This window comes from Pseudarthrobacter sp. GA104, assembly GCF_009741265.1.
Classification (GTDB): Bacteria; Actinomycetota; Actinomycetes; order Actinomycetales; family Micrococcaceae; genus Arthrobacter.
Map to the genome: position 1 here is coordinate 3209183 of NZ_WOWL01000001.1, position 14515 is coordinate 3223697.

Genomic DNA, 14515 nt, shown 5'->3' on the forward strand with positions numbered 1-14515 from the left:
GCTTCGACTAGGGAGGGGTGACGAGTGAATATCGAAACTGACCGGGCACCGCTTGATAAGAAACAGTCCGCGAAGCCTAGACCCAAAATTGCGATAGCACACGACTACCTCACCCAGCGGGGTGGAGCCGAACGCGTAGTGCTTGCCATTCTCCGGGCTTTTCCGGAGGCGACCATCTACACAACGCTCTATGATCCGGATGGTACCTATCCGGAGTTCCGGAATGCCAAGATCGTTGTTTCACCGCTAAATCGCTTCTCGATTTTTCGGCGTCACCACAGGATAGCCTTGCCCTTCCTGCCCATAGCAGCATCGACTCTCAAAGTGCCTGCTGACGTCGTCGTGGTCTCCAGCACGGGTTGGGCGCACGGCTTTAACATGAGTGGCCGGGTCTTTGTTTACTGTCACTCGCCAGCGAGATGGCTATATCTAACGGAACAGTATCTCGGGGCACCAGCGTGGGGTTCACTGGCGGGGTGGGCCATAGCCCTGCTCAAGCCTCTCCTGCGCCGCTGGGACCAAAAGGCAGCACACCGCGCGAATAAGTACGTCGCTAATTCCAGTGTTGTTCGGCAGCGCATCATGGATGTCTACGGAATCAACGCCTCTGTGTTCCATCCGCCCCACAGTGTAGACACGAGCGGCGAACGTGAGCCAATCTCCGGACTGGAGCATTTTATCCTTGATGGCGGCCATTTTCTTGTCGTGTCCCGGTTGCTTCCTTACAAGAACGTGGACCAAGCTATCGAGGCCTTTCAAGGCCTGGACGAACGCCTGTTGATCATCGGCGAAGGGCCGCTATCCGACCGACTCCAGGCTTCGCTCCCGAAAAATGTTCGGCTTGTTTCTGGCCTTACCGACGCGCAGATGCGCTGGGCTTACGCTACATGTGCCGCAGTTATTGCCCCTTCACATGAAGATTTTGGCCTGACGCCACTCGAGGCTGCTGCCTGGGGGAAACCGACGATTGCCCTGCGCGCTGGTGGCTACTTGGACACGATCGTAGAGGGTGCAACCGGAATATTCATTGAGAAGCCTGAAGCGGCACAGATCCGAGAGTCGGTGCTTCAATTTCAAGCCGAAGAATGGGACGTTGATAGCATTCGATCTCACGCAGCCAAGTTTTCAGAGGAAGGGTTCAGGGCACGTCTTCACCGTGAGATTGCTGCAGTAGCAAATCGTGAGCCGAACTCCGTTGGCCGCAGTTGACAAGACCAAGCTCTTCGCAGTCCTGTGCCTGATCTACGCTGTGGCCTCGTTGGGTATTGGCTCTGTTCTATGTACTCCTGGCGGTTTTGCGGGGAGTACCACATGGGAGAGACAGGTTCACCGCCGGACCATTCTGGCGGTCTCATATAGCGTCCGATAATCCTGGCGAACCCAAGGAAGGAACGCCATCAAAGCGAATCCCATGAGGTGCACGACTATTGCCAACGGCACAGTAACAACAGAAGACCACCCGGCCGTGACAGAAACCACGCACCACGTTCCGACGGCGGGTACAGCACAAACCAATATGGATCGCAGAGCCGCACGTATCATGACCCCTGTGGGTAGACGCGATACGCGCCCTATCCACCACAGTGACACCGGCCATAAAACACATTGGGCAACAGCGAAGCCAGCCGCTACACCGATGGGACCGAAGCTCGCTCCGGCGGTGAGAAACAGGAGGCGAACGAAGGCAGAAAACAAAGTGAAGCGTAGGAGCGCGAGGCCCAGACCCTTACTGGCGTAGATCCACCCCCCGGCGGACGCCAAGGAATTCATGGCTTCTCCCAACGCTATGAGCTGAACATAAACTGCCGCCCCTGCCCACCGCGGCCCCAGCGCGAGGTCTATCACGACGGGCGCTGCGGCTATCAGTCCGCCCGCAAGGGCTAACAAGGGGTAAATCATTACGATATGCCCACGTCGTACGAAGCTGAGAAAGCGCTCGGGAGAGTCCGTTACTTTCGACAAGACTGACAAAGAAAGAGTGTCTAGGGGCCCCCGGACCTGGGTCATCGGAACCCGGACCAGTTGAAGGCCCCGGTTATAAAGACCGACTGGTACAGGTCCAAAGAATCGCCCGATGATTACGGAATCTGCATTGCTTGCGATGTAAGTTACAATCTGCGTAACGAAGAGTGGAATGCCAACCCCGAACAAGGGGCGCATTGGCTCACGCCACCGGTACAAGCCCGGTATCCATCCGGCAAAAAGCCCGAATAATATAAAGCCTGCAACGCCCCCGACGAGTTGCTGAGCAATCAACGCTCCTGGTCCCCAGCCCATAAACGCGGTCACAACCCCCGCGGCGAAACCAAGAGCAGTAGAGGAAAGTTCTGCAATGGCTGCCCGGCCCAGCCTTAGGCGGCGAGCCAGGTCGGCTCGATACTGGGTAGTCATCCCTGCTAGTAGCAAGGACGGCGCGAGCCATAAGACGATAACGCCGACGTCTTCCCGCCCGTAGAAAGACATCACTAATGGCGCACAGGCAGCAGCGAGCCCTGCCATGACGAGCCCGGCACCGGCGTTGAGCCAGAACAGATTGTCGCGTTGGCTACGAGTCAGGTCGCGTGCCTGGATCGCGGCGGAAGCGAGGCCAAAATCTTTGATGATATGGCCGATGCCGATTATCGCTAAGACCATGCCAACAAGGCCGAAATCCTCTTCAGAAAGCAGGCGTGCCAGAACAACGACCGAAGCCAACTGCAGGGTGAACTTTGCCGCTTGGCCGCCGAGCGTGTGGGCAGCATTCCTTGCAGCGGATCTCCCAAGGTCTGCAGTCTCGCTTACTTGCTCTTGCACCTGAAACCTGTACTTCCTTCGATTGTCCACCCAAGTTGGTTTGGATGCGGCCGAGCATCCAAAGCGTCCGGTTCGATCTGCCTCCGGAAACGCTGGACGGGCGGCTTTTACGAGTTGTGAACGATCCAATTCCGAATGGAAGTGCGAAAGACCGGCCTATTGAATTTTTGGGTTTGTCGGCGACAGTCCTTTGGGGTAATCGATTCCAAGGCCTCCGCCGCTGCCCTCATCTCCGACCGTGAAAAACTTTCCAGGAGAAATCCGGAAACGCCGTGGGCGACCGATTCGGCGGCGCCACCTACCGAGTTTGCTATGACGGGAGTTCCCGTGGCGTTCGCCTCCACGGGCATGATGCCGAAATCTTCGACGGCAGGAAAGATGAAGGCCCAGGCTCTCGCATACAACTCGCGGAGCAGCGGCTGCGACGGTCGGACCACGAGCTGCACCGGAACGGTTGCAGATTCTGCCAACTCCCGGAGTGCGGACTCAAGCGGCCCGGAGCCGGCGAGTACGACAGGAATCTGGTTGGCCTCCCCGAAAGCAATGGCACGGTCCAGCCTCTTGTAAGGAACGAACCGTGAAGCTCCGAGGACAAACGTGTCCGGCAACGACTCGAGCAGGTCACATTCAGCTGGCGTAAGGAATTCAGCTTTGCTGGTGCTGTAGTAATCGACATCGACAGGCGGGTGGATGACCTTACAGTCGCGCAGCCACGCGTTCTGTATCCTCTCACGCACGTAACTACTTACGGCTGCGATCGACGTGGCCTCTTGGGCACGTGCACGGTCGATGGCCTGCAGCGGCTTCGAAACGGCCCGGGCTGCAAGTGAATTGCCCCGATCATCCAGTTCAGGATTCCACACATATCTTGCCGGCGTGTAGGCATAGACGTACTTCGGAATTGGTCTTCCAAGACCGGATAGTTTCGCGTGGTGCGCGAACAGGTGCGAACTGCAGATCATCCAGTCGGGAGCTTCTGGAACGTTTATAGACCGCCACGTCGGCAGCGTGAGAGGGAGAGCGAGGCTCTTCCGCCGGCGAAGCGGGGTCTTGGACAACCAGGATTCGGTGACGGTCCGCCCGGCAAACCGTTCCGGATAGTCATCCCACAGGCACGCGATGGCTGCATCCGGGAAGATCGCCGCGAACTCCTCGGCGACTTTCTCGGCGCCACCGTATTGCTCGATCCATTCGTGAACAATCAATCCAGGCACTTGGATGTCCTCTCCGTTTCCCGGCTCAGACCAGGTGTTTCTGGTTGGCCAGGTCGTGTTCCACCATCATCGAGACCAGACTCCTAAAATCCACCTCCGGTTTCCAGCCCAGGGTGGCATGGGCTTTGCTGGCATCGCCTATAAGCGATTCCACTTCAGCCGGACGGATCAACGTTGAATCCTGCGTTACGTAGCGTGACCAGTCGGAAATTCCGACGGCGGCAAAGGCGACATCCAGCAGGTCACGGATGGAGTGCGATTTGCCGGTCGCAATGACGTAGTCGTCCGGTTCAGGCTGCTGGAGCATCCGCCACATGGCGTCAACGTAGTCACCGGCAAATCCCCAGTCCCTGCGGGCGTCCAGGTTTCCCAACGCCAAAGTTTCCTGCAGCCCGAGTCTGATCCGGGCAACTGCCAAGGTGACTTTGCGGGTAACGAACTCCGGTCCGCGCCGGGGCGATTCGTGATTGAACAGGATGCCGCTGGAAGCATGCATTCCATATGATTCCCGGTAATTGATGGTCATGTGATGGCCGAAGGCCTTAGCCACGCCGTATGGAGAGCGGGGCCACAGCAGGGTCCGCTCAGTTTGGGGCACTTCCTGGGCCTTGCCGTACATCTCGGACGAAGACGCCTGATAGAAGCGGACCTTCCCCATGTCACTTCCGGCGTAAAGCCTTGTTGCTTCGAGCATGTTCAAGACACCCAAAGCCGTCACATCGCTGGTTAAGGCCGCGTTCTCCCACGAGTACCCGACGAAGGAAATGGCGCCCAGGTTGTACACTTCGTGCGGCCCGGCAATGCTCAGGACACGGATGAGGCTGGAGACGTCAGTCAGGTCTCCGGTCAATACCTTGACCTCCGGGATGATCCGGTGAAGAAGTTCACGTTTTGGGTTGCTCTGCCCGCGGACCAGGCCAAAGACAACATAGCCTTTGCTGAGCAGGAGTTCGGCAAGGTAGAGACCGTCCTGGCCAGTGATGCCAGTAATCAGGGCCCGCCTGGGGAAATCCATTCCGTGCATATCCGTCAATTTTGCTCCCCAGCCAAACTCGGAATTCATGGTCCCTTTTTCCAGCTTTCACTCTACGCTCTGATCTTGGTAGAAGACCAAAAACTAAGTCGGGGGACGTTTCAATTTCCTGATCTGAGCATAGAGTGAATCCTATGAAGGTACTGGTCACTGGGGGTGCCGGGTACATCGGATCGCACACCTCACTTTGTTTGCTTGAAGCAGGACATGAAGTGGTTGTTATTGACAACCTGTCAAATTCACAAGTCAAATCCCTCGATCGGGTGCAGCAGCTTACCGGAAGTAACATCACCTTCCGCAAAGTGGATTTGCTGGATGAACGAGCCGTGGAAACGGTTGTTGGGCAATCTGGAGGGGACGCCGTCATTCATTTCGCCGGGCTCAAAGCGGTTGGCGAGTCGGTGGAAAAGCCGCTGAAGTACTACCAAAACAACGTAGTAGGAACCCTGAACCTCCTGCACGCCATGGACAGGGCGGGCATCCGAACGCTCGTTTTCAGTTCCTCTGCCACCGTATACGGAGCCTCCGAGGAAGTGCCTCTGACGGAAAAAGCGCCCATGGATGCCACCAACCCCTACGGCAGGACCAAGGAGCAAATAGAAGACATACTTTCTGACCTTAGCTCGGCGGACCGTCGCTGGAGCATCGCCCTCCTGCGTTATTTCAATCCGGTCGGGGCCCACGAATCCGGTTTGATCGGGGAAGACCCGCGCGGCGTTCCGAACAATTTACTGCCCTTTGTGGCCCAGGTAGCAGTGGGACGGCACGAGAGGGTGCTGGTCTACGGCAATGATTACCCGACGCCGGACGGCACCGGAGTGCGCGACTACATCCACGTCATGGACTTGGCAGCCGGCCACTTGGCCGCGCTCGATTTCCTGAAGTCCAAGGTGGGGACGTTCCGATGGAACCTGGGCACCGGCCGGGGATCCTCCGTGCTTGAGGTTATCCACGCCTTCGCCGACGCGGCCGGACGTGAAATACCCTATGAGTTCGCCCCGCGGCGTCCCGGGGACGCTGCAGTCAGCTATGCGGACCCCTCCTCCGCGCTGGCCGATCTGGGTTGGTCGGCCCGCCGAAATCTCGCACAGATGTGCGAGGACCAGTGGCGATGGCAGAGGGATAACCCCCTCGGCTACGGTGAGTCGAACTGACGGCTGCTTGCCGATTTACCTTGTGTCCATATTCGACGGACTCACCGATCGTTGGTCAATTCGACCATACTCTCCTGGTGCCCGGCATCCTCGCAGTCCGTTTCTCCAGGATAGGGCTTAAGTAAGCCCCGCTGGATTGCCGGATCACCAGGCGCTTTTGTTTTTGTCGCGTTGCAGGAGCAGCGGGGGAGTTCCACTGGGGCCTGGCAAGGTCAGTCGGTGCAGGCGGACGAACTGATTGCCAAGGTCGGAACCACAGGTGCGTCCACCGGCTGCCACCTCCACTTCTAAACTGTCTTGAACGGCAGCCACGCCGATCCTGCGCGTTGGGCACTCCAGCCTCTGACCCTCGCGGAGTGCCCGGCTGACACCACCATGACTGATTTCCGCGATTCAGCGGCGACGCCTCCGGCCTGGGCGGTCTCCGCTGGGCGGGCCAGATAACAGCACCGTCCGTACCCTGAGGGTGTTTCAGCGTCCCGGTAACTCCAAGCACCGTGGGTAGACTCTAGGCCAGGCAGACGCAGCTGCTTGCCAAAGGTATGGAGAAACATTGTCGGAATGGCTCGAAGTCGGCGCGGACAGCTTTCCGCTGGTCACTCAAGGTTCGTTGCTGAACACTTGCCGTGTTAGTGGACCCGAGCGGGCGGTGTGGTCATGAACGTCTCGCGAGCACCTGTGAGCGATGGCCTTGCCTGGTTGCCGGCGCACAGGTTTTTTCATGAGCTTTCCCCCCGGGCGCGGGTGGTGCTGAGCCAGTTGCCGCTCACGGTGACGATGGTCCTGGTGACGGGCATAGTGCTGGTCTTCCATCCCGCACTGCTGCTGGATCCGGTGTTCAAGGCCGGGCTAATGCTCCATGCGGTGATGTTCATCCTGGCCTTGGCCGTCCCGTGGCAGCGACTCCCGCCGGCAGCTTCCCTTGCCGTCCCTGTCCTGGACTTTGTCCCGATCGGAATGATCCGCGAGTCAGGCGTGGAAACCGTTCCCGCCCTCGGGGCCATGGCTGTCCTTCCGGTGGTCTGGTTGACCAGCTCGCAGCTGTACCCGCGGTTTGGCCTGGTAACGAGTTTCCTCGGCCCGCTGCTGGCGGTCTGGGTCCCGCTGCTTCTCCGTGGCTCTGCCGCCGGAGAAGAGTACAGCGTGGTGGTGCTGTTGCCGGTTCTGATGTTCGCCACGGGCTTCGCCGTCCATACCCTGAGCTCCAGCAGGGACCACCAGCAGCACACCGTGGAGGAGGCGAGGCGCCAGCTGCAGGCGGCGCTGGAAAGTTCGGCGCGCAAGGAACGGCTGATCAACACCGTGGTTGACGCAGTGGGAGTCGGTGTCCTGGCCTTGGACGCCGGAGGCAGCATCACCCTCAGAAACCAGCAGCAGAAGCGCAACTACGCACTTGCATATCCTTCTCCGGCTCCCGGCAGGGAGCCGGAGGTGCACGTCTATGGCCGTGGGGGAAAGGAACTGCTTGCTCCCGAGACGCGCCCGGAAAGGCGGGCAGCCAACGGCGAGGACTTTTCCGACTACCTTGTGTGGATCGGCGAAAACGGCAAGCAGCGTGTATTCTCCACCTCCGCCAGGGCCATCCGGGACGATGGCAGGTTCGACGGGTCGGTGGTCACCTTCACCGACGTCACGGCACTGGTCGAGGCCATGACAGCCAAGGACGCGTTCCTTTCCAACGTCACCCACGAACTGCGGGCCCCCTTGACCTCGATTCTGGGGTACACCGAGGTGCTGGCTGCCAGGGAAGACCTGCCGGCGGACGCCGGCGCCATGCTGCAGGTCGTATGGCGGAACGGCCAGCGGCTGCAGAGGCTGGTCACGGATTTGCTCACAGCAGCATCGGGCTCGGTGGATGTGCGTCCGGAGCCGGCGGACCTGGCCGAAGTCATCGGGTTCAGCCTGGCCACGGCGGTGCCGCTGGCCGGCGCTGCGGGCGTGAACCTGGTCAACGAATCAGACCCTGAGGTGCCGGCCCTGATAGATACGACACGAATGGGCCAGGTTCTGGACAACCTGCTCTCCAACGCGATCAAGTACTCGCCCGACGGCGGGAAAGTGACGGTGCGTGCCAGCGCTACCGCGCAAGGTGTGTTCTGTTCGGTGACGGACACTGGGATTGGGATGAGGCAGGAGGAGCTGAAGGAACTCTTCACCAAGTTCTTCCGGTCCGAGACCGCACGGAAATCCGGGATCCCGGGAATCGGCCTGGGGCTGGCAATCACCAAAACCATCGTGGACAACCACGGCGGCAGCATCAGATGCACCAGCACACCCGGTCATGGATCAACGTTCACCGTGACCATCCCCGCCATTCGCTGATTCCACGAGATACCTTAATAAGAAAAGGTGGTGCCGTCCATGCGGAAAACGGCTGTGATCATTGACGACGATTTGGACGTCCGGGGTCTCATCCAGGGCATCCTCGTTAACGCTGGCCTGGAAGTGCATGCAGCCGATTCGGGTGCCGCCGGCGTGGAGGCAGTCCGGCGGCATGGGCCGGACATCATCGTCCTCGACTTCGGCTTGCCGGACTTCAACGGGGTGGAAGCCGCCCGGCGCATCAGGGGCTTCAGCAGCGCGCCGATCCTGATGCTTACCGGTCACGAGGATCTCGCCGACACCCCATTCGCTGCCGGCATCCATGACCTGATGGCCAAACCATTCAGCCCTCGGGAACTGCGTTTGCGGGTGGAGAAACTGCTCTCAAGCGACGAACAAACCGGCATGCAACCGGACTGACTGTGCTCCAGCGTCAGGTGTCATGCGCCCTGCCCGGCTCCCCGGGAAGCATAGCTGATCGAGATGCAGCCATCGGCATCGTCGTCTGAGGAGATATAAGCTGTGAAGTCGGCCAGTGACATGAAGCAATAGAAATCGCTGTAGCGGTAGTTTGATTTTTCTGCCCTGGTTGCCACTTTGATTACCTTCATTCTCGTTGTAGGGATATTCTCTGCCTTCTGACTAAATGATGGGTGGCTTCGATCAAGGTTCCCGATGGTTACCTGCACAGTCCTCATAGGACTGGGACAAAGTTCGCGCAGGAAGCGTAGGGTTCCGCCGGCCTCCCGCCCAGCGGGCAGCGCCGGACAACATTACCTCTGGCCTTGGTGCGCCTGCTGCGGAAGCCGGACCGCCGCCGTCGGCCGCTCCGGCTGAACCTCCCCCTTTCTGCCGTGTCCGGCCTGCTGTTGCCGACAGCATTGCGGAGAGCCCGATGCCGATCTCGTCAGCTCGCCAGGTTTGTTCGTGAAGGAACAGAAGCCGCGGCCCGTGGGTGGGTTCGGCGGTGCTGCCCTATACGGCCTGACCGGCGGGGCCTGGGACTCCCATCGACGCCAACCCGGACTCCGGGGACCTGGTGGAACGCGCCCTGGGGAGGGTATTTTTACCAGCAGTCCAGTCCGCGCACCATCACGGACCTGCTGGAGAACATCGAGTCCGTCGACTCGCTCACGGCGGGCCCGGTACATTTACCATGCCGGCAGGCTGCACCTGATCGCGGGGGAGCAGGACCCCGAAGTCTCGGACTCGCTCTCGGCGGCTGAGTACCTGCGGATCGGCAAGTCACCTACAGCTACTCCTCGGCGGCGCTCACGGACTGCGGTACCGGCGTGACCCACAAGGCGACGAGCGGGATCCTGCAGTCTGCGGACAACGTGGTGAACGCCGCAGGCTATGCAGTGAGCGGTGGCAAGCGTGCGCGCAGCACGCTGCACTGGCTGGCCAGCCACGGGTACGAGGAGCTGGCCTGGAACGCCATTGTGGTGACTACGGACAAGGACGAGGTCTCTTCCCGGGTGGACAAGGACGCCATCGAGGAATACCTCGCCGGGATCTGCCGCGAGCTCATTGCCGTCCCGCACGGCCGCGGAGTGGCCGATGGCGACCTGGTCCCCTGGACGTGCTCGAGCCCGAGGCTCGCCGTGCCTACAAAGCAATCGTGGACGGGTACCGGCAGAGTCACGGCCTGCACCGATCTTGATCAAACCCTCGCCGCACCTGCGGCCAATGCTGAGCCTCCGGGCGTAGCTTGGGCGCATCAGGGCAGGACATCAGAAGGGGTGGCGGGAATGACTATCACCGAATACGCCGCGGCGCTGGGCGGCATGCTGGCACAACTCGCGGGCATGGGGCTCCTGGCCGCAGGACTGATCAAAGCAAAAGCCCGCCAAAAGGTACTCCTGCGAATGCGCTGCGACCTGTCGAGTGCTCCACGACGTTTAGAAGCCACTGGCGGCAGCGGCGGTGAAGGTAGCGGTTCTGATTGGATAGCGGTCGCACCGAGACACAGGTAGCGCCGCAAAGGCGGTTTGCCGCAGGCTGGATGTAGGCGGCGCACCCAAAGTCTAGTGGGTTACGGGGCATCCAAGTCTTTGAAAACCGGGAACGTCCGGGTATTCCACTCCGGGCATGAACTGTAGCTGATCGAAGATGACGCGGATGCAGGTCGATGTTGTCCACGGTGGGGAACAGAAGAATCTTGTCGGAGTCGACTCTAATCAGGGCCACGTGATGCACCTCCGGGAGGGCGCTGAGCTGGTCACGGTGGTTCAGGGCTCCCGAGCTCTATCATGCCGGGGGCCTCGCCGCCGTCCTATGGGCTGGCGGCGAGCCTGCTTGCCCAAACCTGCTGCAAATCTTTATTCGGACTGCGGATAATCGCCGGAGTCCTTGAGGATGGCGGGCCACTCTTGTTCCAGGGGCTTACCGGCCGGATAAATCACCCAAACAAGAGACCGCAAGCATGCAGGGAAGCAGGGAAAATCGTGAGCCACGCAATAGCACTGGATGGGGACAGAACCCAAGACGCAACCGCCGATGAACTCATCGCTGCGTTCCGCACGTGGGGACTGGCCGGCAGCATTGACAGGTTGACCGTGCCGCTCCGCCGGCAGGGTGTTTGTGTACGGATGGAAACTCCCCACCACGGCCTCGAGATTCCGGCGGCCTGCGCTATCCTGCTCTACCGCGCCGGGCAGGAAATTCTCACCAATGCGTTCAGGCACTCCAATGCAACCGAAATGGCCGTCCGGCTCGAGGCCGTCTACCACGGCATCCGCCTGACCATCACTGACAACGGCATTGGCTTCAGCCCGGAAAGCCAGGCCGAGGCCTCCCGGAACCACCGATACGGGGTGTGCTTGATGACGATGGCCGTCAACGAAGCCCACGGCTTCGTGAGCGTTGACTCTGCTCCGGGCAGGGGAACCAAGGTCGCCGTCACCATTCCCCTGGATTAGATTTCAATCCCCGGTCTTGGACATGATAGGCAGTCGTCCTGGCCGCTGCGCGGCGCGGTTATTACTCAGCTTTCTGTGAAGACCGGCCCAGTTTGGCAAGGCCTGCCTGAGGGTTTGCATAGCTTATTCACATATGCGGCCTTATCCCTCAAATCGCCCTGTCCTCCGTGTTCCCATAGTTACAACACCCGCCACTCATCACCATCCAGGCGGCTCTTCACGGGGGAAATCCATTTTGGCAAAACATCTGGCGCGGGCCGCTGCCCGCCGCAGCCGGCAGCACCGGCGGCATGCCGGCCGGCTGGCCATCAGCGGAGGTACAGGCGTGCTGGCCGTGCTCGCTATGGGACTTCAGGCAAACGGCTCGGTTCCTGCTGCCGAACCTGCGCCCGGGCACCCTTCCGGCAGCTTTGCAGCCACAGCCCGCCAGGGCTTCACGGCGGGGACGGCGAGTGCCCGGGCAGCCGGTTCAACCCCGGACGTTGTCTCGGCCCGGGCCGACGCCTTGCTGACCTACAGCCGTTCCATCGTCCGTACCGAAGCGAAGAAGGCGACCGGGAAACTCAGTGCCGCCTCAACCGCCTCGGAGCGACCGGCGGACGGAACCCTGATGGCACCGCTGGAGGCACTTCTCCCCAATTCGCCCTATGGACTCCGGACGAGTCCGATCACCGGAAGAGCGGGGGAATTCCACTGGGGCCTCGATTTCTCCGCATCCTGCGGCACGCGCGTCCACTCGGCGGATGCCGGCGTCGTACGGGCAGTGGGTTGGCACCAGTGGGGCGGCGGCAACCGGGTTGAAGTGGACCATGGCAACGGGCTGATCACCACCTACAACCACCTCGAAGGCATAGCTGTCCGGACGGGCCAGTCCGTCCAGGCCGGCGACGTTATCGCCAAGGTCGGCACAACCGGCGCCTCAACGGGATGCCATCTCCATTTCGAAACGGTCTTGAACGGCAGCCACACCGACCCTGCTAAATGGACGACGGTGCCGCTGCATTCTCCCGATCCCAAGGCCGATATCACGATGGCCGACTACCGGAGCGCCGACGGAACGAAACCTGCGCCGGCATGGGTAGTCTCCGCTGAACAGAGCCGTAGCCATGAATCGGCTGGCCACGGCCACGGTCCCGCGGAAGACGGATCGGCGGCCATGACTTCATCGCCCCGAGTCGACGCCTCGGCGCCACCGGCACTTGCACCCGCCCCGACGACGTCGCCGACTGTGGCGCCCGCCCCGCCAGCTACAGCATCCCCGACGGCGATCCCTTCCGCCACCGCGACGGCGGCCACCCCTTCGCCGACGATCACCGCGGCACCGTAGGTGCATTCACGTTGATTTGCCTGCTTTTGCGTACCTTTTCAAGGATTTCCACAGATTAGTCCAAAGATGGGACTTACCCTGGTGCGGCCCTGTTAGCCTACCTTTGGCCGCGGCCAGTCAGGATGACCGGACTCAAACGCGGGGTGCAATGGGGGAACAGGGCATGGCCAGGTACGGAAAAACGACTATTCGGTCATTTGTCGGCAGCCACCTGCTGCTCTGCGTCCTAAGCGTGCAGGCCGCATTTGCCCTGGCCGTCGCCGCAGGTTGGCCCTCCTTGGCCCACAGCTTTCCGCAGCCACCGGCAGGGCCCGTTCTGGTCTGCGCACTTGCCGGAGGGTTGATCCTCGTTGCCGGGGTCACGGCCGCGCGGGGCGTCCGTGCCCAGGCCCGGGAGCGCGACCGTAGCAGCGCTGTTTCCAACCTCATGGAGACCGTCTCCGACACCAGCAGCGAATGGGTGTGGGCCGTGGACGGCCAGGAGAATTTCAGCTACTCAAGCGGGGCCAGCGCCGCACTCCTCGGGTACGAACCCGGCGAACTGATCGGCAGGCCGGTCAGCACCGTCATCGGTCCGGACGAACTCGCCGGGGCGCGGCAGGCGGTGGCAGACGCCCGCGGCGATCATGGTACGGACTGGAAAGGGGTCCGGATCTCCTACCGCCACCGCAATGGCACATCCGTGTGGATGGAAGTATCCGGCAGGGCACGGCCCACCAGGAACGGGGCCCGCCCCCGCTATGAAGGAACCAGCCGGCCCCTGGCCGCCCAGACAGTGCAACCGCTCATCGAAGGGCACGTCCGGGAACGCATCGAGAGCACCGTCCGGGGCGGAACCATCCTCACCGCCTTTCAACCCATTTACGAACTTGGCACCGGAACCATGACCGGAGTGGAAGCGCTCACCCGGTTCCCCAGTGATGACGGCAGAAGCCCGGAGCACTGGTTCAGCGATGCCGCCAGCGTTGGACTCGGGGGACACCTTGAATTTGCGGCCCTGGAGGCTGCCCTGTTTAGGACCGCGAAGCTCCCCGAACACCTCTATGTGGCGCTGAACCTCTCACCCGATACCTGCCTGGACCCCCGACTGCCGATGCTGCTGGAGCGGTCCGGTCTGGCCGCCCACCGGATAGTTCTGGAACTGACAGAAAGACTGCCAGTGGCTGAGTACACGCCGCTGCTGTCCGCGCTGGCCCCCCTGCGGCGCCGGGGCCTGAAGATTGCCGTCGACGACGCCGGCTCCGGCTTCTCATCAATGCGCCACATCCTCCGGCTCCGGCCCGACATTATTAAGCTCGACCGCAGCCTGGTTGCGGGGCTTGACAGCGACCATGCCCAGCGGGCGCTCGGTGCCGCCATGGTTACGTTCGCCCAGGAAATCGGGGCCCAGATCGTGGCAGAAGGTATTGAGACCATGGCCGAACTGGCTACCGTTACGAGGCTGGGGATGACATCGGCGCAAGGTTACTTCCTGGGCCGTCCCAGCCTCCATCCCGGCGAATGGGAGAGCTGGAAGGAAGCCCGCATCAGCGGCGCCGCGTGATACCTGCGCCAAGCGATCGGTCCTCCACAGACGGCGCAGCCCCCAGCAGCCATAATTGACACGTTTGTCAATTATCCCGACGCGAGGGTAGCGTCCTTCCTAGCTTGACTTGGGAATATTGCCATCGACGGAGGTTTGCATGATGCTGGACTGCTACGCCACAGCGCTGCGGCGAGGTAACCGCCGCTAGCCATGCCCTACGTTGACA

Annotated in this window: 13 protein-coding genes; 9 read left to right on the forward strand and 4 right to left on the reverse strand. The window is 61.2% G+C overall.

Translation table 11 applies throughout. From position 1 onward, the window contains the following. Positions 1-24: 24 nt before the first annotated feature. Positions 25-1209, forward strand: coding sequence for a glycosyltransferase (locus GK109_RS22375; protein ID WP_370460603.1), 1185 nt, complete (start codon positions 25-27; stop codon positions 1207-1209). A 117-nt stretch (positions 1210-1326) separates the two neighbouring features. Here the strand turns inward: GK109_RS22375 and GK109_RS14595 are convergent, their stop codons facing one another. From GK109_RS14595 to GK109_RS14605, 3 genes are all read right to left on the reverse strand, one after another. Beyond that, positions 1327-2793, reverse strand: coding sequence for a lipopolysaccharide biosynthesis protein (locus GK109_RS14595; RefSeq protein WP_197432473.1), 1467 nt, complete (start codon positions 2791-2793; stop codon positions 1327-1329). Between the two features lie 107 nt (positions 2794-2900). Then, a complete protein-coding gene (locus tag GK109_RS14600) occupies positions 2901-4007 on the reverse strand; it encodes a glycosyltransferase (protein ID WP_370460604.1) in 1107 nt (368 codons plus the stop codon). 25 nt (positions 4008-4032) lie between these two features. Then, positions 4033-5022 carry a GDP-mannose 4,6-dehydratase gene (locus GK109_RS14605; protein WP_157241441.1) on the reverse strand — a complete coding sequence of 330 codons (990 nt, stop codon included), beginning with the start codon at positions 5020-5022 and terminating at the stop codon, positions 4033-4035. 152 nt (positions 5023-5174) lie between these two features. On the opposite strand from GK109_RS14605, the gene galE reads away from it, so the two are divergent. The 4 genes from galE (at position 5175) to GK109_RS14625 (ending at position 8936) form a co-directional block, all read left to right on the forward strand. Beyond that, complete coding sequence (gene galE / locus GK109_RS14610) at positions 5175-6194, forward strand: UDP-glucose 4-epimerase GalE (RefSeq protein WP_157241442.1); 1020 nt, start codon at positions 5175-5177, stop codon at positions 6192-6194. A gap of 219 nt (positions 6195-6413) precedes the next feature. Beyond that, positions 6414-6485 (forward strand): hypothetical protein, encoded by a 72-nt coding sequence (locus GK109_RS22380; RefSeq protein ID WP_370460786.1) that lies wholly within the window; start codon positions 6414-6416, stop codon positions 6483-6485. A gap of 366 nt (positions 6486-6851) precedes the next feature. Continuing rightward, positions 6852-8516: a PAS domain-containing sensor histidine kinase gene (locus GK109_RS14620; protein WP_157241444.1), complete on the forward strand. Its 1665-nt coding sequence runs from the start codon at positions 6852-6854 to the stop codon at positions 8514-8516. Between the two features lie 39 nt (positions 8517-8555). Beyond that, a complete protein-coding gene (locus tag GK109_RS14625; RefSeq protein WP_157241445.1) occupies positions 8556-8936 on the forward strand; it encodes a response regulator transcription factor in 381 nt (126 codons plus the stop codon). A gap of 20 nt (positions 8937-8956) precedes the next feature. Here GK109_RS14625 and GK109_RS21940 read toward each other — a convergent pair whose 3' ends face one another. Continuing rightward, entirely contained in the window at positions 8957-9112 is a 156-nt protein-coding gene (locus tag GK109_RS21940) for a hypothetical protein (protein ID WP_197432606.1), read from the reverse strand. Between the two features lie 696 nt (positions 9113-9808). Between GK109_RS21940 and GK109_RS22115 the strand changes: the two genes are divergently transcribed. The 4 genes from GK109_RS22115 to GK109_RS21945 all read left to right on the forward strand — a co-directional run bounded on the left by GK109_RS22115 (position 9809) and on the right by GK109_RS21945 (position 14307). Next, on the forward strand, positions 9809-10492 hold the full coding sequence (locus GK109_RS22115) for a hypothetical protein (RefSeq protein WP_231754872.1): 684 nt from the start codon (positions 9809-9811) through the stop codon (positions 10490-10492). A gap of 471 nt (positions 10493-10963) precedes the next feature. Then, positions 10964-11437: a sensor histidine kinase gene (locus GK109_RS14640; RefSeq protein WP_370460605.1), complete on the forward strand. Its 474-nt coding sequence runs from the start codon at positions 10964-10966 to the stop codon at positions 11435-11437. 235 nt (positions 11438-11672) lie between these two features. Then, a complete protein-coding gene (locus GK109_RS14645) occupies positions 11673-12764 on the forward strand; it encodes a M23 family metallopeptidase (RefSeq protein WP_197432474.1) in 1092 nt (363 codons plus the stop codon). Positions 12765-12996: 232 nt separating this feature from the next. Beyond that, a complete protein-coding gene (locus GK109_RS21945; RefSeq protein WP_370460606.1) occupies positions 12997-14307 on the forward strand; it encodes an EAL domain-containing protein in 1311 nt (436 codons plus the stop codon). Positions 14308-14515: the final 208 nt, after the last annotated feature.

Bases quoted from the DNA above. Each gene is read 5' to 3' on its own strand.
- GK109_RS14605 (WP_157241441.1), bottom strand. From the start codon at position 5,022: ATGGATTTCCCCAGGCGGGCCCTGATTACTGGCATCACTGGCCAGGAC.
- galE (WP_157241442.1), top strand. From the start codon at position 5,175: ATGAAGGTACTGGTCACTGGGGGTGCCGGGTACATCGGATCGCACACC.
- GK109_RS14620 (WP_157241444.1), top strand. From the start codon at position 6,852: ATGAACGTCTCGCGAGCACCTGTGAGCGATGGCCTTGCCTGGTTGCCG.
- GK109_RS14625 (WP_157241445.1), top strand. From the start codon at position 8,556: ATGCGGAAAACGGCTGTGATCATTGACGACGATTTGGACGTCCGGGGT.